Source organism: Variovorax sp. 679, from assembly GCF_003952185.1.
Lineage (GTDB): Bacteria > Pseudomonadota > Gammaproteobacteria > Burkholderiales > Burkholderiaceae_C > Variovorax.
On record NZ_RXFS01000009.1, the window covers coordinates 236,104 to 258,293 of the forward strand.

General features: G+C 68.7%; 17 protein-coding genes. 16 read left to right on the forward strand and 1 reads right to left on the reverse strand.

Annotated features, from left to right (window positions below; genetic code table 11):
- Positions 1 to 4: 4 nt before the first annotated feature.
- From tssH to EJO71_RS24285, 16 genes are read left to right on the forward strand one after another with little or no spacing between them, the layout of a single operon-like run.
- The gene (gene tssH / locus EJO71_RS24210; RefSeq protein ID WP_125951035.1) at positions 5 to 2,746 is read left to right on the forward strand and encodes a type VI secretion system ATPase TssH; all 2,742 of its coding nucleotides are present in this window, start codon (positions 5 to 7) and stop codon (positions 2,744 to 2,746) included.
- Positions 2,743 to 4,689, forward strand: coding sequence for a type VI secretion system tip protein TssI/VgrG (gene tssI / locus EJO71_RS24215; RefSeq protein WP_346428061.1), 1,947 nt, complete (start codon positions 2,743 to 2,745; stop codon positions 4,687 to 4,689). Before tssH ends, tssI begins: the two co-directional genes overlap by 4 nt.
- A gap of 8 nt (positions 4,690 to 4,697) precedes the next feature.
- Positions 4,698 to 5,417, forward strand: a complete 720-nt coding sequence (locus tag EJO71_RS24220; RefSeq protein WP_125951034.1) for a toxin-antitoxin system YwqK family antitoxin — start codon at positions 4,698 to 4,700, stop codon at positions 5,415 to 5,417.
- A gap of 3 nt (positions 5,418 to 5,420) precedes the next feature.
- Complete coding sequence (locus EJO71_RS24225; RefSeq protein ID WP_125951033.1) at positions 5,421 to 5,810, forward strand: DUF4280 domain-containing protein; 390 nt, start codon at positions 5,421 to 5,423, stop codon at positions 5,808 to 5,810.
- A 19-nt stretch (positions 5,811 to 5,829) separates the two neighbouring features.
- Entirely contained in the window at positions 5,830 to 6,060 is a 231-nt protein-coding gene (locus EJO71_RS24230; RefSeq protein ID WP_125951032.1) for a hypothetical protein, read from the forward strand.
- Positions 6,057 to 7,106, forward strand: a complete 1,050-nt coding sequence (locus tag EJO71_RS24235; RefSeq protein WP_240651494.1) for an ABC transporter substrate-binding protein — start codon at positions 6,057 to 6,059, stop codon at positions 7,104 to 7,106. Before EJO71_RS24230 ends, EJO71_RS24235 begins: the two co-directional genes overlap by 4 nt.
- A gap of 23 nt (positions 7,107 to 7,129) precedes the next feature.
- Complete coding sequence (locus tag EJO71_RS24240; protein ID WP_125951030.1) at positions 7,130 to 8,404, forward strand: cation:dicarboxylase symporter family transporter; 1,275 nt, start codon at positions 7,130 to 7,132, stop codon at positions 8,402 to 8,404.
- A 13-nt stretch (positions 8,405 to 8,417) separates the two neighbouring features.
- On the forward strand, positions 8,418 to 9,152 hold the full coding sequence (locus EJO71_RS24245; RefSeq protein ID WP_125951029.1) for an amino acid racemase: 735 nt from the start codon (positions 8,418 to 8,420) through the stop codon (positions 9,150 to 9,152).
- Positions 9,140 to 10,606 carry a cation:dicarboxylase symporter family transporter gene (locus tag EJO71_RS24250; protein ID WP_125951028.1) on the forward strand — a complete coding sequence of 489 codons (1,467 nt, stop codon included), beginning with the start codon at positions 9,140 to 9,142 and terminating at the stop codon, positions 10,604 to 10,606. The genes EJO71_RS24245 and EJO71_RS24250 overlap by 13 nt, the downstream gene beginning before the upstream one ends.
- On the forward strand, positions 10,603 to 11,079 hold the full coding sequence (locus EJO71_RS24255) for a hypothetical protein (RefSeq protein ID WP_125951027.1): 477 nt from the start codon (positions 10,603 to 10,605) through the stop codon (positions 11,077 to 11,079). Before EJO71_RS24250 ends, EJO71_RS24255 begins: the two co-directional genes overlap by 4 nt.
- Positions 11,080 to 11,138: 59 nt before the next feature.
- Positions 11,139 to 12,479, forward strand: coding sequence for a type VI secretion system baseplate subunit TssK (gene tssK / locus EJO71_RS24260; protein ID WP_125951026.1), 1,341 nt, complete (start codon positions 11,139 to 11,141; stop codon positions 12,477 to 12,479).
- Positions 12,480 to 12,484: 5 nt separating this feature from the next.
- Entirely contained in the window at positions 12,485 to 13,246 is a 762-nt protein-coding gene (locus EJO71_RS24265) for a DotU family type IV/VI secretion system protein (protein ID WP_125951025.1), read from the forward strand.
- Between the two features lie 40 nt (positions 13,247 to 13,286).
- Positions 13,287 to 17,354 carry a type VI secretion system protein gene (locus EJO71_RS24270; protein ID WP_125951024.1) on the forward strand — a complete coding sequence of 1,356 codons (4,068 nt, stop codon included), beginning with the start codon at positions 13,287 to 13,289 and terminating at the stop codon, positions 17,352 to 17,354.
- Positions 17,355 to 17,374: 20 nt separating this feature from the next.
- Positions 17,375 to 18,592: a type VI secretion system protein TssA gene (gene tssA, locus EJO71_RS24275; RefSeq protein ID WP_206169084.1), complete on the forward strand. Its 1,218-nt coding sequence runs from the start codon at positions 17,375 to 17,377 to the stop codon at positions 18,590 to 18,592.
- 35 nt (positions 18,593 to 18,627) lie between these two features.
- A complete protein-coding gene (locus EJO71_RS24280) occupies positions 18,628 to 20,151 on the forward strand; it encodes a hypothetical protein (RefSeq protein WP_125951022.1) in 1,524 nt (507 codons plus the stop codon).
- Between the two features lie 37 nt (positions 20,152 to 20,188).
- The gene (locus EJO71_RS24285) at positions 20,189 to 21,685 is read left to right on the forward strand and encodes a phospholipase D-like domain-containing protein (RefSeq protein ID WP_125951021.1); all 1,497 of its coding nucleotides are present in this window, start codon (positions 20,189 to 20,191) and stop codon (positions 21,683 to 21,685) included.
- Between the two features lie 12 nt (positions 21,686 to 21,697).
- On the opposite strand, the gene EJO71_RS24290 is transcribed toward EJO71_RS24285, so the two are convergent.
- Entirely contained in the window at positions 21,698 to 22,135 is a 438-nt protein-coding gene (locus EJO71_RS24290; RefSeq protein ID WP_125951020.1) for a CBS domain-containing protein, read from the reverse strand.
- Between the last annotated feature and the right edge of the window lie 55 nt (positions 22,136 to 22,190).

Genomic DNA, 22,190 nt, shown 5'->3' on the forward strand with positions numbered 1-22,190 from the left:
TCCTATGGACATCGACATCCGCACCCTGCTCGGCCGGCTCAACCCGGAATGCAAGCGCGCCATGGAACAGGCCGCCGAGCTGTGCGTGCAGCAGACGCACTACAACGTCGACATCGAACACCTGCTGATGAAGCTGGTGGACAACGAGGCGCCCGACCTGCGGCTGGTGTTCGGCCGCTTCGGCATCCGGCCCGACGCGGTGCAGGCGCAGCTGCAGAAGTCGCTCGACACCTTCAAGCGCGGCAACGGCCGCACGCCGAGCCTGGCGCCCGATTTCGCGCCGCTCTTCCAGGAAGCCTGGCTCATGAGCTCGATGCTGCTGGGCCAGCAGCACGTGCGCTCGGGCACGCTGATGCTGGCGCTGCTCGAAGTCGATCGCCTGCGCGGCCGGCTGGTCGATGCCGCGCCCGCGCTGCTGCAGATTCCGCGCGGCGCGTTGCGCGACGAGCTGGCGGGTCTGCTGCAGTCCTCGCCGGAAGATGCGGCGGGTGCGGCGCTGGCCGCCGCGCCGATCGCACCGACGCCCTCCGCTCCCGCTGCGAACCAGCCTGCCGCGCCGCAACCGACGGCCGAAGCCGGCGCGATGCAGATGCCCACCGCGCGCCGCGGCAGCTCCGCCACGCCCTCGCTCGACCAGTACACGGTCGACATGACGCAGCTCGCACGCGACGGTGCCATCGACCCCATTCGCGGCCGCGACGGCGAGATCCGCCAGATCATCGACGTGCTGCTGCGCCGCCGCCAGAACAACCCCATCCTCACCGGCGAGGCGGGCGTGGGCAAGACGGCCGTGGTCGAGGGCTTCGCGCAGCGCGTGGTGCAGGGCGACGTGCCGCCCGCGCTGCGCCAGGTGTCGGTGCGCTCGCTCGACCTCGCACTGCTGCAGGCGGGCGCGGGCGTGAAGGGCGAGTTCGAGAACCGGCTCAAGTCGGTCATCGCCGAAGTCAAGGCTTCGCCCACGCCGGTGATCCTGTTCATCGACGAAGCGCACCAGCTCATCGGCGCGGGCGGCTCCGAGGGCCAGGGCGATGCGGCCAACCTGCTCAAGCCGGCGCTCGCGCGCGGCGAGCTGCGCACCATCGCCGCCACCACCTGGGCCGAATACAAGAAATACGTGGAGCGCGACCCGGCGCTCGCGCGGCGCTTCCAGGTCGTGAAGGTGGAAGAGCCGAGCGAGGAAGTCGCCATCGACATGCTGCGCGGCATGGTCGAAACGCTGGAGAAGCACCACGGCGTGGAGATCGTCGACGACGCGGTGCGCGAGGCCGTCAAGCTCTCGCACCGCTACATCACCGGCCGCCAGCTGCCCGACAAGGCCATCAGCGTGCTCGACACCGCCTGCGCGCGCGTGGCCATCGGGCAGAACGGGCTGCCGGCCGAACTCGAATCGGCCGCGCGCGACATCGCCACGGCCGAGAGCGAGCTGCGCGTGCTGCGCCACGAGGCGGCCACCGGCGGCGACCACCAGGAAGCCATCGCCGCACTGGCTGCGAAGCTCGACGCGCTGCGCCAGAAGCACAAGCGCCTGTCCGACAAGGTCGACGAGGAGAAGCACGCGGTGATGGAGATCGTCGCGCTGCGCCGCAAGATCGCCGACAGCCTGCGCGACGATGCCCCGCCGCCCGACGAGGAGAACGACCCCACGCTGCTCACCGCCGCGCTGCGCCGCCTCGAGAAGGGCCTGGAGGCGCTGCAGAACGACGAGCCCATGGTGCCGGTGTGCGTCGACGGCGTCATGGTGGCCGAGGTCATCTCCGGCTGGACCGGCATCCCGGTCGGCAAGATGATGACCGACGAGCTGCACACGGTGCTCAACCTGAAGGAAAAGCTCGCAGAGCGCGTGGTCGGGCAGGACGACGCGCTCGACGCCATTGCGCGGCGCGTGCGCACCTTCCGCGCCGACCTCGACGACCCCGGCAAGCCCGTGGGCGTGTTCATGCTGGTGGGCCCGAGCGGCGTGGGCAAGACCGAGACGGCCTTCGCGCTGGCCGACCTGCTCTACGGCGGCGAGCGCAACGTCATCACCGTGAACATGTCGGAGTTCCAGGAGGCGCACACCGTCTCCAGCCTCAAGGGCGCACCGCCCGGCTACGTGGGCTACGGGCGCGGCGGGGTGCTGACCGAGGCGGTGCGCCGCCGCCCCTACAGCGTGGTGCTGCTCGACGAGATGGAGAAGGCGCACCCCGACGTGCTGGAGCTCTTCTTCCAGGTGTTCGACAAGGGCACCATGGAAGACGGCGAAGGCGTGCAGATCGACTTCAAGAACACGCTGATCCTGCTGACCTCCAACGCCGCGCAGGACGTGATCACGCAGGCCTCGCAGGGCGGGCGCAGGCCCGACCCCGAGGAACTGGTGGAGCGGCTGCGCCCCGAGCTGCTCAAGCAGTTCAGCCCCGCCTTCCTGGGCCGGCTGGCGCTGGTGCCCTATCACCACCTCGGCGACGGACAGATCCGCGCCATCGTGAACCTCAAGCTCGGCAAGCTCGCGCGGCGCTTCTCGCTGAACCATCACGCCGCCTTCACATGGGACGTGCAGGTGGAAGACGCCATTACCGCGCGTTGCACCGAGGTGGACAGCGGCGCGCGCAACATCGACCACATCCTGGCCCACGCGGTGCTGCCCGAACTCTCGCGCCAGGTGCTGGAACGCATCTCGATGGCCGCCGCGTTCACCGGGGTGCACATGGGCGTGGGCGCCGACGGTGCCTTCGCCTTCGGCTTCGAGCCGGAGACGCTGAGCGGATGAACATGCGCGAAGGCTTCACCCAGCACGCCGCCTTCCTGACGGTGCGAACCACGCTCGGCCCCGACGACCTGCTGCTCGACACCTTCCAGGCCACCGAGGGCCTGTCGCAGCTCTTCGCCTGCTCGCTCACCATGCGTTCTTCCGAGGACGCGCTGAAGGCGGCCGACCTGATCGGCACCTCGGCCACGGTCACGCTGCAAAGGCCCGAGAAAGAGGCGCGCTTCTTCAACGGCATCGTCTCGCGCTTCACCTACATGGGCAGCAGCAACGACTTCGCGACCTACACGCTGGAGCTGGTTCCGCGCATGTGGCTGCTCACGCTGGGGCGCGACCGCGTGATCTACCAGGACAAGACCGCGCCCGAGATCGTGCAGTCGGTGCTCACCGAATTCGGCGTGAGCTTCTCCGCGCAACTCAACGGCAGCTACGACAAGCGCGTGTACTGCGTGCGCTACGACGAGACGGCCTTCGACTTCGTCTCGCGGCTGATGGAAGAGGAAGGCATCTTCTATTTCTTCACCTTCACCGACAGCGAGCACACGCTGGTGCTGGCCGACAGCAACTCGGCCTGGCAACCCTGCCCGCACGCCGGCAAGCTCCTCATGCGCAGCGGCGACGAAGGCCACACGCATCCGCACGCCATTACCCGCTTCGAGTCGGACACCCGGCTGGTGACCAAGTCGCACACGGTGGACGACTACGACTTCCTCATGCCCGCGACCAGCCTGCTCAAGCAGACCGAAGGCGCCGTCGGGCGCGGCGCCGACTACGAGTACCCGTCGCGCGTGGCGCTGGCCTCCGGCAGCGCGCGCGCCCGCATCCGGCTGGAAGGGCACCACGCCGCCAGCCGCTGCGGGCGCGGCGACAGCCATTGCCACTACCTCACGCCCGGCACCACGTTCACGCTCGAAGAACATCCGCGCGGGGATCTGAACGCGCAGTACGTGGTGCACAGCGTGCGGCATCACGCCGAACTGGAGCACTACGGCAACAGCTTCGAGACCCTGCCGCCCGATCTGCCCTTTCGCCCGCCGCTGGTCGCGCCGCGCCCGGTCGTGGCGGGCAACCACACGGCAACGGTGGTCGGCCCGGCGGGGGAAGAGATCTGGACCGACGAGCACGGGCGCATCAAGGTGCAGTTCCCGTGGGACCGGCTGGGCAAGAAGGACGACAAGAGCTCCTGCTGGATCCGCGTCTCGCAGATGTGGGCCGGCGAGGGCTGGGGCGCGCTCTTTCTGCCGCGCGTCGGGCAGGAGGTGGTCATCAGCTATGTCGACGGCGACCCCGACCGGCCGCTGGTCTCGGGCAGCGTCTACAACGGCACGCACGCCACGCCGGTCGCGCTGCCGGGCAGTTCCTCGCAAAGCACCATCCGCTCGAACTCGACGAAGGGCGGCGGAGGTTTCAACGAGATGCGCTTCGAGGACAAGAAGGGCTCCGAGGAGCTCTACATGCACGCGCAGAAGGACATGCGCGTGGAGATCGAGAACGACCTGGGTACCACGGTGATCGCCGGCAACGAGACCCACACCGTCACCAAGGGAAACCGCACTGTCAAGGTCGACACGGGCAACGAGATCCACTCGGTGAAAGGCACGCGCGCGCTCGACGTCACCGGCAACGAGACGCACGACAACAAGGCCAACTTCACGCAGACGGTCACGGGCAACTACGAGCTCAAGGTCACGGGCAACCTGGTGATCGACGTGACGGGCACGCTGCTCATCAAATCGGCCCAGACGCTGGACCTGAAGGCCGGCACCGACCTGGGCGCCAACGCCGCCATCAACTTCAAGGCGGAAGCCGGCGTGGCGCTGTCGGCCAAGGGCGGCGCTTCGCTGTCGACCGAGGCCCCCTCGATCAGCAGCAAGGCCTCGGGCATGAACGCGGTCGAGGGTGGTGGAATGGTCACGCTCAAGGGCGGGCTGGTGAAGATCAATTGAGCGGCGCCATGGCACTTCCCTCCTCCATCCCCGCCAACGACCTTCCCGCCGCCGTGGTGCGCGAGACGCTGGACGACGCCGGCCAGACGGTGGTGCGCGCCTCGTTCGTGGGCGATGTACCGCACGGGCCGATGCAGGTCTTCTCTGCGGGCGGCAAGCCCGCGCTGGACGCCTCCTACCAGGCCGGCCTGCCGCACGGCGCCATGCGCATGTACGACGAGCGCGGCCAGCTTCTGCAGGAAACGCAGCGCCTGGGCGGCGTGGCCGAAGGCACCACGCGCGGCTACTACCCCAGCGGCAAGCTGATGCAGACGCAGCAGCACGTTCGCGGCCTGCAGCACGGCGAGGCCGTGTCGTATGCCGAATCGGGCGACGTTACGGCCCGGCTGCCCTACGTGGGCGGCCGCCTCGAAGGCGAGGCCACCTACTTCCACGAAGGGCGCATGGTGCGGCGCGAGCGCTATCGCGCCGGCCTGCTCGACGGCGAGGTCATCGACTACGCGCAGGGCGGAGGCATGGCGCAGTCGTCCACCTACGTGGCCAACGTGCTGCATGGCCCGCTGCGGCGCTTCTGGCCCGGCGGACAGCTCATGGAAGAGATCTCCTACCGCCAGGGCAAGCCGCTCGGCAAGCCGCGTCGCTTCGACGAGGCCGGCCGCGAGGTCGTCGAAACCGTCGCATCGCCGGGCTTCATGAAGAGCCTGGAAAAACTCGTGAGGGGAGGCTGAGCCATGGGCATGCACGTCTGCATGGGGGCCACGCTGCAATGCAGCTTCGGTGCCGCGCCTTCCAGCCTCACGGTGCTGCCCGTGAGCGGCGTGGTCACCAGCAACGTGCCGGCCGCCAACATCATGGACAACAAGCCGATCGTCAACATCCTGCCCTTCGGCACCTGCAACAGCATGTCGAACCCGATGGTGGCAGCGGCCACCGCTGCCGCGCTCGGCGCCTTCACGCCCATGCCCTGCATTCCGGTGACGGCCGCGCCATGGGCGCCCGGCTCGCCCACGGTGCTGGTCGGCAACATGCCCGCGCTGCAGGACAGCTCGAAGCTCGCCTGCAACTGGGGCGGCGTGATCCAGGTGGTCGCGCCCGGGCAATTCACTTCCATGGTTCCCTGACACGAACGGCACCCACCCCATGTCGCAATACGTTTTCACGATGAGTTCCCGCATGGTCGCCATCACGGCGGCCTGCCTGGTGCTGCTGTGCGTCCTCCTGTTCCTGATGGGCGTGGAGATCGGCAAGCTGCTGGCGCCCGCGCCCGTGCCCGCACCGGTTGCCGCGCCCGCTGCGATGGCGCCGCCGCAGCCCCAGTCCCCATCGCCCTCCGCCGCGCCCGCCCCGGCTCCCGCGGCTCCCACCCAATGAGCAAAGTGAACCCACGCATGTCGAACAACGCACGACACCTCACGGGCATGCACAACGCGCTGCGGCGCCTTGCCCTTCCCACCCTGCTGGCGCTTGCCGGCCTTTGCGCGAGCGGTGTGGTCGCTGCCGCGGGCGAACGGCCCGTGGCGCAAGGCACGCTCACGGTGCCTGCGGCTCCTGCCCCCGTTCCCGTGGTCGCGGCGCCCGCACCTGTGTTCGCCGCCGCCGCAGAGTCGGCAGCCCCCGCCGCGCCACCCGCGCCGGCGCCCGTGCTCACCAACGGTCTCGTGCGCGTGGCCGACGGCCGCCTGCTCGCGCCCGACATCGCCCGCATCGTGACGCGCGGCGAACTGGTAGTGGCCATGCTCAAGGTCGACACGCCACCCTTCTTCTTCTTCGACGACAGCGGCCAGTGGACCGGGCTCGAGGTGGGCCTGGCGCAGTCTCTCGCCAAGGAGCTGGGCGTGAAGCTGCGCTTCAACCGCGAGGCCGGCACCTTCAACGCCGTGGTGGACCTGCTGGCCAACGGCCAGGCCGACCTGGCGATCAGCAAGCTGTCGCGCACGCTGGCGCGCTCGCAGACCATCGCCTTCAGCGACGCGTACCTCACGCTGAACCACTCGCTGATCCTCAACCGCGTGAAGTTCGCGCAGCTCTCGCGCGGACGGCCCCTGCCCGAAGTCATCCGCAACTTCGACGGCAGCATCGGCGTGATCGCCAAGTCGTCCTTTGCCGACTACGCGCGCACCAACTTCCCGCACGCCAAGGTGCAGGAGTTCCCGACCTGGAACGACGTGCTGGTGGCCCTGCACAAGGGCGACGTCGTGAGCGCGTACCGCGACGAGTTCGAGGTCAAGCGCGTGCTCAAGGCCGACCCCACCGTCTCGCTCGTGCTGCGCACGGTGACGCTGAAGGATCTGGAAGACACGCTGGGCATCGGCGTGGCCGTGACCGACACGACGCTGCTGGCCTACGTCAACCAGTTCCTCGCGCAGCGCGCCGAGAAGCTCGACATCCAGAAGGTGCTGCAGGCACTCGACCGCTGACCGGCACAGGACGCCCGACCATCATGAATACCTCCAAGCTCTACGCCTTCGTCCTCAACCCGTGGGTCGTGATCATCAGCCTCGGGGCCGGTGTCGCCTTCGGCATGCTCGCGCCCCCGCTCGCGACCCCCTTGAGCTTCGTGGGCGACATCTACGTCGACCTGCTGAAGATGATCACCCTGCCTTTCATGGTCTCGGCCGTGATCTTCAGCCTGCAGCGGCTCTTTCGCGACGGCGGCACGGCCAGCCTGCTGGGCCGCGTGGCGCTGGTGTTCCTCGCCTTCTCGGCCTTCGTGGCCATCGCGGGCGCGGCCACGCTGCTGATTCTTCGCCCCGGCGAGAACCTGCCGAGCAGCACCATGCAGACCTTCGGCCAGATCGTCGGCGGCGACCTGAGCGCCAGCGACACGGCCATGAACCTGCGCGGCACCGACGAAGCGAAGAAGACGGCCAGCTTCGCCGACATGCTGGTGAGCCTGGTGCCCGCCAACATCTTCTCGGCGCTGGCCAACGGCGACACGCTGAAGACGCTGGTGTTCGCGCTGCTGTTCGGCCTGGCCGTGGGGCATGTGCCCACGCGCATTTCCGACGGCCTCACGCAGGCGCTCGAAACCGTCTATCACGCCTGCCAGACGCTGATGCGCTGGCTGAGCTTTCCGCTGCCGGTGGTGCTGTTCTGCATGAGCGCGGCACAGCTGGGCAAGACCGGCATAGAGCCGCTGAAAGCGATGGGCGCCTTCGTGGTCGCCTTCCTCATCGTGTCGGCGCTGCTGCTTGCGGTGGCGGCGGTCATCATCTGGAAGCGCTCCAACGGCACGCTGGGGCAGACGCTCAACGCCCTGCGCGGCCCCTTCGCGCTGGCGCTGGCCACGCGCAGCAGCGCCACCTGCATGCCGATCATGATCGAGAGCCTGGTCACGCGGCTGGGCTTCGCGCGCTCGCGGGTCGAGCTGCTGGTGCCCCTCACGGTGTCGCTGCTGCGCATCGGGCCGGTCGTTTACTACGTGTGCGCCACGCTCTTCATCGCGCAGATCTACGGGCGCTCGCTCACGCCGGTGGAAATCGGCATCGTGCTCACCTCCTCGGTGCTCGCCGGCTTCGCCTCTGCCGGCATGACGGGGCTGGTGACGGTTTCGCTGATCGGCATGACCTGCACCTACCTGGGCCTGCCCTTCGAGGCGGCCTTCATCCTGTTCCTGGCGGTGGACCCGGTGTGCGACATGCTGCGCACGCTGGTGCTGGTCATCGGCAACACGGCGGCCGTCGCCGTCGTCTGCCCACGGCCGTTGAAGATCTAGGGAGCGCGCCCTCATGTCACGCATAGGCGTTCTCGGCGGCATGGGTCCATCGGCGACGGTGGACTTCATGGACAAGATCATCCAGCTCACGCCCGCCACGCGCGACCAGGAGCACCTGCCGGTGATCGTCGCGAACCTGCCGCACGTGCCGGACCGCTCCAGCGCCATCCTGGGCACCGGGCCCGACCCGCTCGCGGCGCTGCTGGCGGGCATCGACGTGCTCAACGACGCCGGGGTAGGCGTGATCGCGATTCCCTGCAACTCGTCGCACCACTGGTATGCGCAGATCGCAGCGCACAGCCGCGCGCCGGTGATCCACATCGCGCAGTCGTGCGTGGCCGCCATCGGGGCTGCGCACGATGACCGGCCGGTGCGCGTCGCGGTGCTCGCCACGCGCGGCGCGCTGGCTTCGGGCTTCTACCAGCAGGCGCTGCGCGAACGCGGCATCGACTTCCTGGTGCCCGACGCCGCCACCGGCCAGGACCATGTCGATGCCTGCATCCGCGCCGTGAAGGGCGGCGACATCCAGGCCGGGGCGACCGCGTTCGGGCTCGCGCTGGAAGCGCTGGCCGCCACCGGCGCCACCGCCGTGATCATGGGCTGCACCGAGCTGCCCATCGCCGCGCAGGCCGCGCACGCCGCCGAGCGCACGCCGCTCACGCTGGTCGACAGCTCGCTGGAGCTCGCCCGCGCCACGGTCGCATTCGCGCTCGACAAGGGATGGAACAAGCCGGCATGGATTTCCTGACGCGCATGTCCCACAGCCTGCTCGCCATGCTGCTGTGCATGGCGGCAGGCGCAGTCGCGGGCGTGTACGCGCCCACGCTGGGCGACGTTGCGTACACGGCGGCGCAGGTCTACCTGGCGATCGTGAGCATGGCGGCCATTCCGCTGCTGGTGGTGGCCACCTTCTTCGGCCTGCGCCAGACGATGGGGCTGCCCTTTCCGGGACGGCGCATCGCGATGATCGCGGGCCTCGCGCTGCTGCTGGTGGTGAGCTGCGCGGCCACCGGGCTGGCGCTGGGCTGGGTGAATGCGCCGGGCGCACACCTGGACGCCGAATCGCGCGAGCACCTTGGCGAGCTGGTGCAGAAAGCCGGCGACGGCGGCGACATCGAGATGCGCCTGCACGACAGCAGCACGCAGGCCACCGCCATCGAGCGCCCCCGCGTCACGGTGGTGCCCGACAACTTCTTCCGCGTGCTGGTGGAGGGGCGTTCGCTGGGCATCCTCTCGTGCGCGCTGCTGTTCGGCCTGGCCTTCGCGGCGCTGGCCCGCACGCAGCACGCGGCGCTCAACCACATGTTCGAGGGCATCTACCGCACGCTCGAACTCATCATCGCGCGCGCCAACATCCTGCTGCCGGTGGTGGCATTCGGCATGTCGGCGCACGTGCTGTCGCAGACCGATGCAGTGACCATCCGAGCGATGAGCGGCTTCCTGCTGCACTTCGTGGTGCTGGTGGCACTGCTCGGCGCACTGGCCATCGCGGTGATCCACCGGCGCGGTAACCAGCCGCTGGCCGAGGTGCTGCAGCACCTGAAGACGCCGATGCTGGTGAGCTTGATGTCGTCGAGCACCACGGCCAGCATCCCGCACACCATCGAGGCGATGAGCGCGCGCCTGGGCTTCAGCCGCGGCATCGTCGAGCTGGTGGTGCCCACGGCCTCGGTGTTCCTGCGCGCGGGCTCGGCGCTGTACTACGTGCTGGCGGCGCTCTTCGTCGCGAACCTCTACGACCGCACGCTCGGCGCGGCCGACATCGCAATGATCGGCACGGGCGCAACCATTGCCGCCTTCGCCTCGGCCGGCAACAACAGCCTGACCAACGTGGGCTACGCGGGCATCGTGCTGTCGATGCTGCAGCTGCCCATCGAGGCGGCGCTGGCGCTGTTCCTCGCCATCGACCTGATCTGCGAGGGCCCGCGCAACCTGCTGACGCTGCTGGCCACCTGCGCGCTGATTTCCGTGGTGTCGGCCGGCCTGCCCTCGGAGCGCGTGGCCGCTCCCGTTGCCGAGGTGGCGCCCGTGCAACCGCTGCGCTTCGTGCTCACGCGCGGCAACGTCATGTTGCTCACGGGCTGCAGCGTGCTGGCCTCGGTGCTGATCCTGCTGATGGGCATCGCCGTAGGTGCGCGGCAGGCACAGGCCGCAGCCATGCAGCAGGCCTCCACGGCGGCGAACCCAGGAATTTCGCGATGAACCGGACGAAGACATTTCTCAAGTGGATGGCGGCGCTGCTGCTCGCCTCGCAGCTCGCCGCATGCGGCAGCCTCTTTCCCAAGGGCACGCGGGTGAACTGGAACGAGCTCACGCTGTCGGCCGCGCCCGGCGCCAACCAGAACAGCCCGGTGGCGGTCGACGTGGTGATGGTGCTCGACGACGCCATGCTCGCGCGCGTCACCGAGCTCACGGCCGCCAAGTGGTTCGGCGCGCGCGCCGACCTGCAGAAGACCTTTCCGCAGAGCCTGTCGTACCTCTCGTGGGAGCTGGTGCCGGGCCAGACGATCCGCGTGCCCGCCAGCGCCATCGGCTCGCCGCGCGTGGCGGCGGTGCTCGTCTTCGCGAACTACACCACGCCCGGCGCGAACCGCATACGGGTGGAAGACCTCAAGGGCTCGATCGTGGCCCGCTTCGACGCACAGAGCTTCGACGTGTCCACCACGCCACGCTGAACAACACGGATTCCTTCAAGTGAACAAAGAACTTCAATACAGCCGCGCGGGAGAACGCCATGTCTGACCTGCACCGCGCCGCCCCCGTCACCGACCGTGTCGAATGGCACGAAGGCATGCTGCTGTCGCCGCAGCACTTCCAGCAGTTCTCGGCGCGCATGGACTCGCTCGTCGCCTGGCAGACGCTGGCCGCCGCGCCCTTCAGCTGGGGCGTGCGCCGCCTGGTGTTCGACCAGGGCCTGCTGCCCGCCGGGCTGCTGCGCGTACTGGAGCTCGAAGCCATCCTGCCGGACGGTACTGCGGTCCAGTTCTCCGCCGCCGAGGCCGCGCACGGCGCGCTCGAACTGTCGCTCGCACCGTATGCCGAGCGCCTGGCCAACGAGCCGCTGGACATCTACCTCACGCTGCCGGTGACCGCCCCCAACCGGCATCGCGCCGCGACCGTGCGCTTCCGCTCGGTGGCCGGCGCGCCTGTGGAAGACGCGGTGTCCGACGCCGAACCCGCGAACATCCCGCGCATGCTGCCCCGCCTCGCGCTCAGCGCCGGCTCGGTGCCGCCGGGCACGCACGTGCACCTGCGCCTGGGCCAGGTCTACAAGGACAACGAGGTGGTGAAGCTCGGCGACGCGCAGCCGCCGCTGCTGGAGGTGGCGCGCGACAACCCGCTGTGGACGGCCGCGTCCGCCCTGCTCGGCCAGCTGCGCGGCAAGGCCGCCTTCGTGGCCAAGCAGACGGCCGTGCCCTCGTCGCGCATCGACGACCGCCTGGCGCACCTGGAGCTGAAGGACCGGCTGCGCAGCCTGCTGTCGGGCCTGCCGCATGCGGAGGCCGTGCTGCGTACGCCGCACCTGCATCCGCTGCCGATGTACTGGTCGCTGTACGCGCTGCTGGCCTCGCTGAGCCTGCTGCGCCCGGGCGGCGTGCCTCCAGTGCCGATGGACTACGACCATGCCGACCCCTCGCGCGTATTCCAGCCGCTGCTGCTGGCGCTGCGCGACGCGGTGTCGGAAGTGAGCCAGGAGTACCGCGAGCACAAGTTCGATTTCCGCCAGGGCGCATTCGAGACCACGCTGCAGCCGCAGTGGGTGGCCGGCGCGCGCATCGTGATCGGCCTGCGCGGCCAGTCCGACAAGGACCTGCTGGCCTGGATGGACAGCGCCATCGTCGGCGCACAGTCCGCCTACCCCTCGCTGCGCGAGCGCCGCGTGCTGGGCGCGGTGCGCCGCTCCATCGAATCGGCCGATGAACTGGGCCTGCGCCCCGGCTCGGGCTACCTGCTCTACGCGATCCAGACCAGTGCCGCGCTCACCGTTCCGGGCGAGCTGCTGGTGATCGCCAACGCCAACGAAGGCGCCACCGCCCAGCCGCCGCAGGAAATCGTCCTGTTCATCAAGGACTGAATCCCATGGCACGCAACCTACCCGACCTGGCTGTCGACGACCACATCACGAAGCAGTTCCGCGCCTTCTACGACGAGATCGTGAAGGCACGCGACCGCACCGCCGAATCGCGCGAGACCGACATCGACATGGTGGCGCAGACGCTGGCCCGCCACCTCGAGAACCTGCTGGAGCTGCAGTCGCTCGAATCACGCCGCGAGAGCACGCGCTTCGAGCTCGAGAACGTGGCCGACGCGCGCTACCTCAAGGCCGCGCTGGCCGACGAGATCCTGCTGCACACGCCTTGGATCGGGCGCGAGCGGTGGACGGCGCACCTGCTGGAGTCTTCGCTCTTCCGAACCAACATCGCGGGCGACCTCGTCTTCAGCCGCATCGAGGAACTGCTGTCGGGCCGCGAACCGTCGAAGCGCGACATCGCGCGGCTGTATCTCTTCGCACTGGCGCTGGGCTTCCAGGGCAAGTACCGCGGCGGCGGCGAGGAAGCGCGCCTGCTCGGCTACCGCGAGGAGCTGTTCCAGTTCGTCTACCAGCGCCCGGCCGACTTCTCGGGCCGCGACCGCGTGGTGTCCGAGCGGGCCTATGCGAGCACGCTCTCGCACATCGCGCCGCGCAAGCTGCCCACGCTGAGCCGCTGGACGGTGCTGTTCATGCTGGGCGTGGCCACGCTGCTGGCGGTGTCGGAGCTGTTGTGGCTTTGGCAGTCGTGGCCGGTGCGGCAGGTGCTGCAGCCGGGGGCGGTCGACGCATCGGGGGCCTACCAGCGATGAACGAATTGCGCCATTCACGGAGCATCAGGAGGTCGTCGCCATGCTGACGGACCAGCTCTTCCTCATTTCCATCGCGGTACTGACGCTGGTGGTGCTGCTCGTGCTCGGCATGGTGCTGTACTTCGCGGCACGCCGTTCGCACGCCAAGCCGTCGAGCGACCCGAAGGTCGCGCGCATCCGCTTCGACTCGCTGCGCAGTTCGTTCCGCCAGGCGGTAGAGCTGATCGAAGGCAACATCGCCTCGCGCGCCGACCGCTACGGCATTCCGTGGATCATGCTGCTCAACGAGGGCGACGACCACCGGCAGCTGCCGATCGAGCAGTCGGGCGTGGCGAGCGCGCTGAGCACCGAATCGGCCTCGGCCGCGACCACGCAGGGCATCTCGTGGCACTTCTTCGACCGCGGCGTGGTCATCGACATCCAGGGCGCGTACCTCGGCTCGCCGGACGACGACGATGCATCCGAGAAGCCATGGGACGAATTCCTGGGCATGTGCCGCTCGTACCGTCCGCAGCGGCCCTTCGACTCGGTGGTCATCACCATTCCGGCTGCGCTGCTGCTCGACGACAGCACCGACGGCCGGCTCGAACTCTCCAAGCGCGCGAAGCTTGCGCACCGCCGCCTGTGGCTGGCGCAGAACCGCTTCGCCATGCGCTTCGCGGTGTACGTGCTGGTCACCGGCGCTGAGCACCTCGAAGGCTTCAGCGCCTTCGCGAGCGCCCTGCCCGAGCCGCTGCGCGCGAGCATGCTGGGCTGGTCGTCGCCCTACGACCTTTCGACCACTTACCAGCCCGCATGGGTCGACGAGGCGGTGGGTACCGTGGTGCGCTCGGTGTCCGACGTGTCGGCCGAGCTCTTCGCCACCGGCACCGAGCCGCAGGGCGCGGGCCCGCAACTGCTGCTGCCCTCGCGCATCGAGGCGCTGCGCGGCCAGTTGCAGCTTTACGTCGACGAGCTGATGCGCCCGAGCGCGTACCACGAGCCCTTCTTCTTCCGCGGCATCTACCTGACGGGCGACAGCGGCGAATCGGCGCAGACCGTCGCGGCCATCGACTCGGAGCACGACGGCTACGGCCAGAAGGACCTGGAGCCCATCGGCGGCGACCTGATCGCGCAGCTGATGCGCCAGCCCGCCTTCCTGCGCGACCTGTTCGAGAAGAAGATCTTCCTCGAATACGGCCTCACGCGGCCCTCGCGCACGCAGACGCTCACGCGCCCGGTGCTGCACCGCGCACTGCGCTGGGCGGCGGTGCTCTTCCTCGGCGGCTGGGGCATCGGGCTGATGGTGGCGACCTGGCAGCTGAACCGGCACAACACGACCCTTGTTTCGGCTCTCTCGCAGCTGCAGCACGATGCTCAGTACCGCATGCGCGCGCTGCAGCGTGGCGAGACCATTCCCACAGCCTGGTACCGCAACAAGGCGCTGTCGCTGCTGGCCATGAACGAGCGGCTGCGCACCGACGGCACGTACTCCTTCTTCATGCCCGGCTCGTGGCATCTTTTCGACGACCTGAACGAGCGCGTGATCGAGCGCATCGAGCGCGAGTTCGGCGACATCGCGGTGAGCACGCTGCGGCGCGAGCTGATGGCCCGCGTGAGCCAGCTCAGCGGCGTGGAGCAGGACGAAGCCACCGGTGAATTCATCGTCGGCGCGAGCTGCGGCCTGCCGCCGAGCTTCAAGACCATCGGCGACGCGCCGCGCAAGAACGGCCTGCTGGTGGAAGACCAGCCCGAGTTCGGCGCGCTGCAGCGCTACCTGGGCTCCGTCGAGCAGCTCGATGCCGCGCTGCAGGCGGTGGAGCGCCTGCGCCAGCCTTCCACCGGCAACGCGGAAGACCTGCGCGTGGCCGTGCGCTACGCGCTGGGCGCCGAGCTGCCGGCCGACCTGAGCCGCAACCTGCGCTACTTCCGGCAGGCGGCCGAGGGCAATGCGCTGGCAATTCCGGTCGCGCCCGTGCAGTCGGCGCTGCGCTGCGCGCTCGACAAGGGCACGGCGCAGCTCGATGCGCGGCTGTTCGTCAACAACGAGTTGCTGGTGTCCGAGCAATCGCTGGCGCGGCTGCTGCCTTCGCTCGCGAGCACCGGCACCTTCGCGCGCACAACGGCCAGCTACCGCGAGGTGATCGCCGCCATCAAGGACCAGGAAGACCTGGTCGCTTCAGGCAAGGGCGGCTGGATGCGCCAGCCGGTGCTGGTGCTGGGCGCCTCCTACGACCGCACGATCGCGCGCATCGAGCAGAACCGGCTGCTGGGGCTGGAGCCTGCCGACGCGGTGCGCTCGCGCGCGCAGGACGCGTTCCAGAAATTCCGCGCCGAGTTCAACCTGCGCTTCGGCGGCGCGCAGCCCGGCCTGGTGTGGCAGGACAAGGAAGGCCGCTTCGCGCTCGCACCCGAGCGCATCGCGCTGCGCGACGCGCTCACCGCGCTGCTGGCGCAGCCCTTCATGGCCGCCGCACGCGACCGCGAACTGCCCGGCGCCGGCATGCGCGGCATGGCCGCGTGGGACCTGCCACGGCTCGACCAGGCGCTGGCCGTCGGCGACATCCGCAAGCGCTACATGAGCGACGGCATGCAGGCCTTTCCGGCGACGCTGCGTCCCGGCATCGAAGCCGCGCTGAACGCGCACTTCGCGCAACTGGTGGTCGACCAGGTGGCAGAGGCCGCCAACGGCATGAGCGACGGGGGCCGCGCCACCGACACGCAAGCGGCCGCCTACGAAGCCTCGCGCCAGCGTCTCGCCAAGATCCAGGCGCTGCTCTACGAGCTGGGCGCGGGCCCGCGCGCCGAAGACCTGCGCGCGATGATCTCGCGCGATGCGCTGCAGCGCCTCGAGGCCGTCGACGAGGCCTTCAACCAGTCGGAGCTGTACGCCATGCGCGGGCGCGACTTCCAGGGCTGGCGCGGCGAGCGCGGGCCGATGCTGGTGGCCTTCGGCGTCTCGGACGCGGGCTCGCTCGCGGCCTACCTGGGCCAGCAGTTCAACCGCACGGAAGCGCTGGGCAAGCTGGCCGACGGGTACATCGCGGCACTCGACGGCGCGGGTACGGGCTCGGTGCTCGCGCAGCGCTGGCAGGCGATCAACCGAGACCTGGAGCGCTATCGGCTGAAGAACCCGAACAGCAGCCTGCTGCTGCTCGAGCAGTTCCTCGGCACGACCGGCGCCGAGATCGATCGCGAGACCTGCGGCGCGAAGCTGGCCGGCAAGGCGCCGGCGACGCGCATCGGCGACTACTTCGCGGACCGCCACCAGCAGATCTACAGCGCACTGCTCGCGCGCTGCCAGGAACTGCAGTTCGGCGACCAGCAGGAGTTGTGGACGCAGTTCTCCACGCGCTTCAACCGTTCGCTGGCAGGCCGGCATCCGTTCGGCCTGGCCACGGGCCGTGCCTTCGAGCTGGCCGACCCGGCGGACGTGAATGACCTGGCGCGGGCCTTCGATCCGCTGGCGCGCGCGCTGAAGGAGAACCGCGGCATCGATGCGGGCGGCATGCGCGGCCCCGGCATGCAGGGCGCGGGCGCTCGCCGCTTCGCCGAACAGTTCGGCCGCGCGCGCGACTTCCTGCTGCCGCTCTTCCCCACCGAGGACGGCGCCGCGCCGGGCTATGACCTGAGCGTCGACTTCCGTGCGAACACCACGGCCGAGATCGAGGGCAGCAAGATCATCGACTGGTCCTTCGAGGTCGGCGACCAGGTGCTCAGGCTGCGCGACGCACCGCGCACGCTGCGCTGGGAATACGGCATGCCGGTGGCGCTGGTGCTGCGCATCGCGAAGGACTCGCCGCTGATGGCGCGCGCCGACCCGCAGCAGCACGCGCTGATCACCGACGGCCAGACCGTCAGCTTCCGCTTCGCCGATCCGTGGGCGCTGTTCACTCTGGCCCAGCGCCAGCGCGAAGGCGACCCGGCACAGCGGCCCGACGGCCGTTCGCAGCTGCTGAAGTTCGAGTTTCCGCTGGTGGCCCAGTCGGCCGGCGACGCGGCCCAGGCGCCCGACGGAGGACGCGCGCGCGTGTTCCTGCGCGTCGCCGCCAGCCCCGCCGGCAAGAAGAACGCCTTGATCTGGCCCACCGCGTTCCCCACGCGCGCTCCCGAATGGAACATGCCCTGATGGCCGCCCTGCTATCCCCCTTGAACGCCAACGCCGACGAGGCAACCGGCGGCTTCGCGCCGGACCTCACCGCCTTTCTCTCGCCGCTCGAAGGCCCCGAAGGCCCGGCCGGCCCACCGCTGCGCTACGACCCCGTGTGCGCCCGCATCCGCGAGGCTCGCACAGAGGAAGACGCCAGCCTGCCCATGGGCGAATGGACCCGCCCGCTCAAGAAGGCCGACTGGCGCACCGCCGAGATGCTGTGCACCGAGGTCCTGCAGCGGCGAAGCAAGGACCTGCAGATGGCAGCCTGGCTCACCGAGGCCTGGGTGCACCGCCATTCGATCGACGGCCTGGGCGCGGGCGCGCGACTGCTCGAAGGGCTCGCGCGCGAGTTCTGGGAAGACGTGCATCCGCGCATCGGCGATGACGGCGACGCAGACATGCGCACAGCCACTTTCGTGTGGGTCAACGACGCCATTGCGCAGGTGCTGCTGATGCGCGTGCCGCTGCTCGATTGGCCGGATTTCTCGCCGCCCTTCATCACGCTGAGCGACTGGCAACGGGCGCTCACCAGCGAGTACGGCACGGGCGCGGCCGTCGCGGCGGGCAATGCCAAGCCGAAGGCGAAGGAAGTGGCCGAGGAGCCTAGTGCGCAGACGGTGTCGCGCCAGGACATCCTGGACCGCGCCGCGCGCGACCTGCACGCCCTGGCTGCGCTCGACGACCGGGTCGCGCTGGCCGCCGATGCATGGCGCAGCCTGGAAACCCTGCTCGACGAGCGCCTGGGCATCGACTCGCCCAGCCTGTCGAAGGTGACGGAGATGCTCGCCCGCATGCGGCAGGCGTTGCGCAGCTTGTTGCAGGGGCGCGATCCGCGCGACGAAGAGAAGCCGGCCGTGCCGGCTTCTCCCGGCTGGATGGCGAACGACGAACCGGTGGCAGCCGCAACCCCGATGGACGACAACGACATGAGCGACGCTCCTTCTTCCTCCTTCACCTCCTCTTCTTCCTCCGAAGCGCTCCCGCAGGCCGTGGCGAGCGGCCGCATCGGCAGCCGTGCCGAGGCCTATCAGCTCCTCGAGCTGGCCGCCGCTTACCTGATGCGCGAGGAGCCGCACAGTCCGACGCCCTACCTGGTGAACCGCGCGGCTTCCTGGGGACGCATGCCGCTGCCTCAGCTGATGCAGGAGGTGCTGCGGGAGGACGGCGACCTGAATCGCTACTTCTCGATGATCGGTGTCAGGCCGGACGTCTAGAGCGCTTTCTTTTCCCTCCATACGTCTTCAAAGCCATGGCCACTTCCACGCCCCTGTTCAACGCGCTCGCGAGCGCCAAATTCACCCACAAGTACGAAGTCGTCTGGGCAGAGTTGCCCAGCGGCGAGTTCAACACCAGGACCAAGGCCTGGCTGAAGCAGCTCGGCAAGATCATCGGCGGGCCTTCCAGCAAGGAGCGCAAGGCGCTCGCGCAGGAGTTCCTGCAGTTCCTCTACGTCTACAAGCAGATGCTGGAGAAGCTCACGCGCGGGACGCAGTCGGCCGAGCCCGCGCTGGTGCTGCAGAAGATGAACGACTTCAATGCCGAGTACAAGCGGCAGTTCAGCAGCCAGCTGGACATGCCCATCCTGCGCCTGCCCAACGAACTCGCATCGGTCGCGGACAGGATGGCCGTGAACGCGGTGCGACGCGATCTCATCGTGCGCAAGAAGCAGTTGCTCAAGTTCTGGATGGACGGGCTGCGCGACGGCGGCGAGCACCTCGACGATGTGTCGCTCTCGCTGCAGTACATGGGCAACAACGAGCCCGCCAAGGTGCGTCTCTTCCTCGACGTGCTGTGCAAGGACCTCACCAAGATCAAGTTCGGCGATCCGCGCCCGTGGATCCAGACCAGCGGACAGGTCGAGACCGGCCTCATGCGCGGCGGCGAGAACGGCAAGTTCAGCAAGGTGACCTGGACCGACGAGGAGTTCAAGAAGGCCGTGAAGGCGGAGGCCTCCGTCGGCTACGGCGTGCGGGCCACGGGCGAATGCGTGATCGAGATCACCGGGCTGCGCGCCGAGTTCAAGGCAGAGGCTTTTGCCGGCGCCTCGGCCAGCGCAGAGGCCTCGGCCAGCTACGAGCGCGGCAAGGGCATCGAGGCCAAGGCCAGCGTGGAGGCGATGGTCGGCGTGAAGATCAAGCTGGACGCCAAGATCGACGTGTCCGACATCTTCCTGATCGAAGCCAGCGCCGAGGCCTTCGCGGGTGCCATGGCCAAGGCCGAGGTCGAGTTCAGCGCCACGGTGGACGGCGTGAAGCTCAAGGTCGAGGCCGAGGCTTTTGCCGGCGCACGCATCAAGGGCGAAGCCTCGCTCTCGATGCGCATGTGCGGCTACGACATCATCAAGGGCACGGCCAAGGGCTCGCTGTCGGCGGGCGTGGGCGCGTCCTTCTCCCTGGAATTCGAATCGTCGGCATTCGGCGGCTCCAAGCTCGGCATCGAGGCCGACCTGACGGTGGGCGTGGGCGCCGGCGGCGGCGGCGAGTTCACCGTGTACCAGGACAACATCGGGCGCGCGTTCAACTCGCTCTTCTACACCGGCTACCTCACGCTGCTCGGCCAATCGAAGGAGCGCGATACCTGGCGCACCTACTTCCGCGACCTGGAAGACAACCAGATCCTGTTCGAGCGAGCCGACAAGATCATCGACGAGGCGCTCACCGGCTGCTACATCGAGTACCAGACGAACTTCACGCAACTGCAGGCGTGGAAGCAGATGGAGGCGCTGTCCTGCTTCAAGATCAAACAGAAGCTGCCGGAAGTGATCGCGCTCTGAGCGTCGGGACGGCACACCTCATCGACCACGGATCCTCATGCCGCGCTTCATCTGCCTGAACCCTGCCTGCGAGCGCAACGTGGACGCCGCCTGGAAGCCTCCGACCTGCCCGCACTGCAAAGGCACCGACGTGCGGCCGGAAATCGAGGCCAGAGTGATCATTGCCCGCAGGCCGAGGATGGTGAGAACGGTGGTGCCGGTCTCTCTGGCCGCCACTTCAGGGGCATCGCCTTCGTCGAGCACTGCGGTCGTGCCGGTGCCGCCGCGGCATCCGCTGCAGGTGATCGATGTGCTGGTTCCGCTCTTCGAGCTGTTCGACGAGCGGACCGTCGGATTCCTCGCCCGGGTCTGCCGGCGCTGGCACGAGGCGGCCGGCATCGTGCTGCGGCGCTACGTGGCCGACGCGCGCGGGTTCGGCTCGGGCTCGGGTCTCACGATGAAGACCCAGATACTGCAGCTGCTGGCGAACACCCGCAGCCTTTCGCTGGCCGTGGACAAGTTCATGCCGGTCCGCCCGGGCGATGGGGACGGCATCCTCGCGTACATCGTCAAGCACGACATCCGGCTCACGCTGAAACTGGGCACGCCCAATCCGAGGCTGCTGGAGCAACTGCAGGCCGCGGCAGAAAACCCCAAGTTCTTCTACAGCCGGCACGAACTCACCGCGTTGAGGAGGAACAACGCACTCCCCACCGCCCTTCTCGACTACGAAGCCGAGACCGTGACGCAGTTCGGCGAACTGGGGCACCGGCTGCATGGCGGACACGTGCAGACGGGGCTGATGCACAACAAGTTCTGGATCCTGGACAACGACGGCATCGTGACCGGCTCGCCCAACGTGAGCTTCTCCGCCATGGAGGGCGGCAACTTCGAGAGCTGCATCTACATCCGCAGCGCCAAGCTGGCGCCGCTCTACCAGCGCTATTTCCAGCTGCTGAGCATTCCCTATGCCGAGGACTCGGTGGAATGGCAGGCCTTCGAAAAGCAGGTCTCGCACTACAACCGCGACTCCACCCGCGTAAAGGCGGCTTTCGCGCCCACCGTCAACATCAGCGACTTCATCGTGGAGAACCTGCGGGGCGCGGTGAAGATCACCGTGCGGCAGTTCCTCGTGAGCACGGCGGGCCGTCGCGACAACTACAGTCTGGTGCCTTTTCTCTGCTGGATGGCAGAACAAGGGGCCGAAGTGGAGGTCTTCCTGGACGAAGCGGCCTACGACAAATACGGATTCGTGCGAGATGCCGCCTCGTGGCTGATGCAAAGCGGCGGCACGGTCTATGTGCAGACACCCGTGACTGTGGTGGGCGGACAGGAGCGGCTGCAACACGACAAGCTGATCCTTGCCACCTTCCACAATGGCGTGAAGCGCACGCTGCTGGGCAGCGCAGGCGCCACGGTCAGCGTGATCGCCAACATCAATGCCGAGAACTTTCTCTGCCTCGACCTTCCGACGGTCTATGACGAGCTGATGGCGCATCATCAGAACACGCGGACAGGCGGGACCACGAAGGTGTTGGTACCGAGGAAGCGCTGAGACGGCCGCCGCTCACCCCAGCGCGTCGTTCACCTGCTCCCTGAACTCGCTCAAACTCACCGCCGCGCCGATCTCCCTCGGCAGCGCATCGCGCACCGAGAACACGCCGAGCACCTTCGCGCCCGACACCAGCGGCAGATGCCGGAAGCCGCGCTCGAGCATGAGCACCACCGCATCGGACACCAGCGTCTCCGGCGGCACGCAGATCGGGTTGGGCGTCATCACCTCGCGCACCGGCGTGGCGTCGGGGTCGAGCCCCTTGGCCAGCACGCGGGTCATGAGGTCGCGCTCGGTCAATATGCCCAGCAGCGTGTCGGGCAGCTCCATGACGAGCACGCTGCCGCAGTTGGCACGCGTCATCACGCAAGCGGCGTCGCGCACGCTGGCTTGCGGGGCCAGGCTGACCACGTGCTTGCGCGAGATGGACTGGAATACGGTGCGCTCGGCCATGATGCGCCCTCCGGAAAGTGCGTCTTGCTTGCTCGAATGGTGCCGCCGACGCTTG

Coding starts and splice junctions, on each gene's coding strand:
- tssH (WP_125951035.1), top strand. CDS start 5: ATGGACATCGACATCCGCACCCTGCTCGGCCGGCTCAACCCGGAATGC.
- tssI (WP_346428061.1), top strand. CDS start 2,743: ATGAACATGCGCGAAGGCTTCACCCAGCACGCCGCCTTCCTGACGGTG.
- EJO71_RS24220 (WP_125951034.1), top strand. CDS start 4,698: ATGGCACTTCCCTCCTCCATCCCCGCCAACGACCTTCCCGCCGCCGTG.
- EJO71_RS24225 (WP_125951033.1), top strand. CDS start 5,421: ATGGGCATGCACGTCTGCATGGGGGCCACGCTGCAATGCAGCTTCGGT.
- EJO71_RS24230 (WP_125951032.1), top strand. CDS start 5,830: ATGTCGCAATACGTTTTCACGATGAGTTCCCGCATGGTCGCCATCACG.
- EJO71_RS24235 (WP_240651494.1), top strand. CDS start 6,057: ATGAGCAAAGTGAACCCACGCATGTCGAACAACGCACGACACCTCACG.
- EJO71_RS24240 (WP_125951030.1), top strand. CDS start 7,130: ATGAATACCTCCAAGCTCTACGCCTTCGTCCTCAACCCGTGGGTCGTG.
- EJO71_RS24245 (WP_125951029.1), top strand. CDS start 8,418: ATGTCACGCATAGGCGTTCTCGGCGGCATGGGTCCATCGGCGACGGTG.
- EJO71_RS24250 (WP_125951028.1), top strand. CDS start 9,140: ATGGATTTCCTGACGCGCATGTCCCACAGCCTGCTCGCCATGCTGCTG.
- EJO71_RS24255 (WP_125951027.1), top strand. CDS start 10,603: ATGAACCGGACGAAGACATTTCTCAAGTGGATGGCGGCGCTGCTGCTC.
- tssK (WP_125951026.1), top strand. CDS start 11,139: ATGTCTGACCTGCACCGCGCCGCCCCCGTCACCGACCGTGTCGAATGG.
- EJO71_RS24265 (WP_125951025.1), top strand. CDS start 12,485: ATGGCACGCAACCTACCCGACCTGGCTGTCGACGACCACATCACGAAG.
- EJO71_RS24270 (WP_125951024.1), top strand. CDS start 13,287: ATGCTGACGGACCAGCTCTTCCTCATTTCCATCGCGGTACTGACGCTG.
- EJO71_RS24280 (WP_125951022.1), top strand. CDS start 18,628: ATGGCCACTTCCACGCCCCTGTTCAACGCGCTCGCGAGCGCCAAATTC.
- EJO71_RS24285 (WP_125951021.1), top strand. CDS start 20,189: ATGCCGCGCTTCATCTGCCTGAACCCTGCCTGCGAGCGCAACGTGGAC.
- EJO71_RS24290 (WP_125951020.1), bottom strand. CDS start 22,135: ATGGCCGAGCGCACCGTATTCCAGTCCATCTCGCGCAAGCACGTGGTC.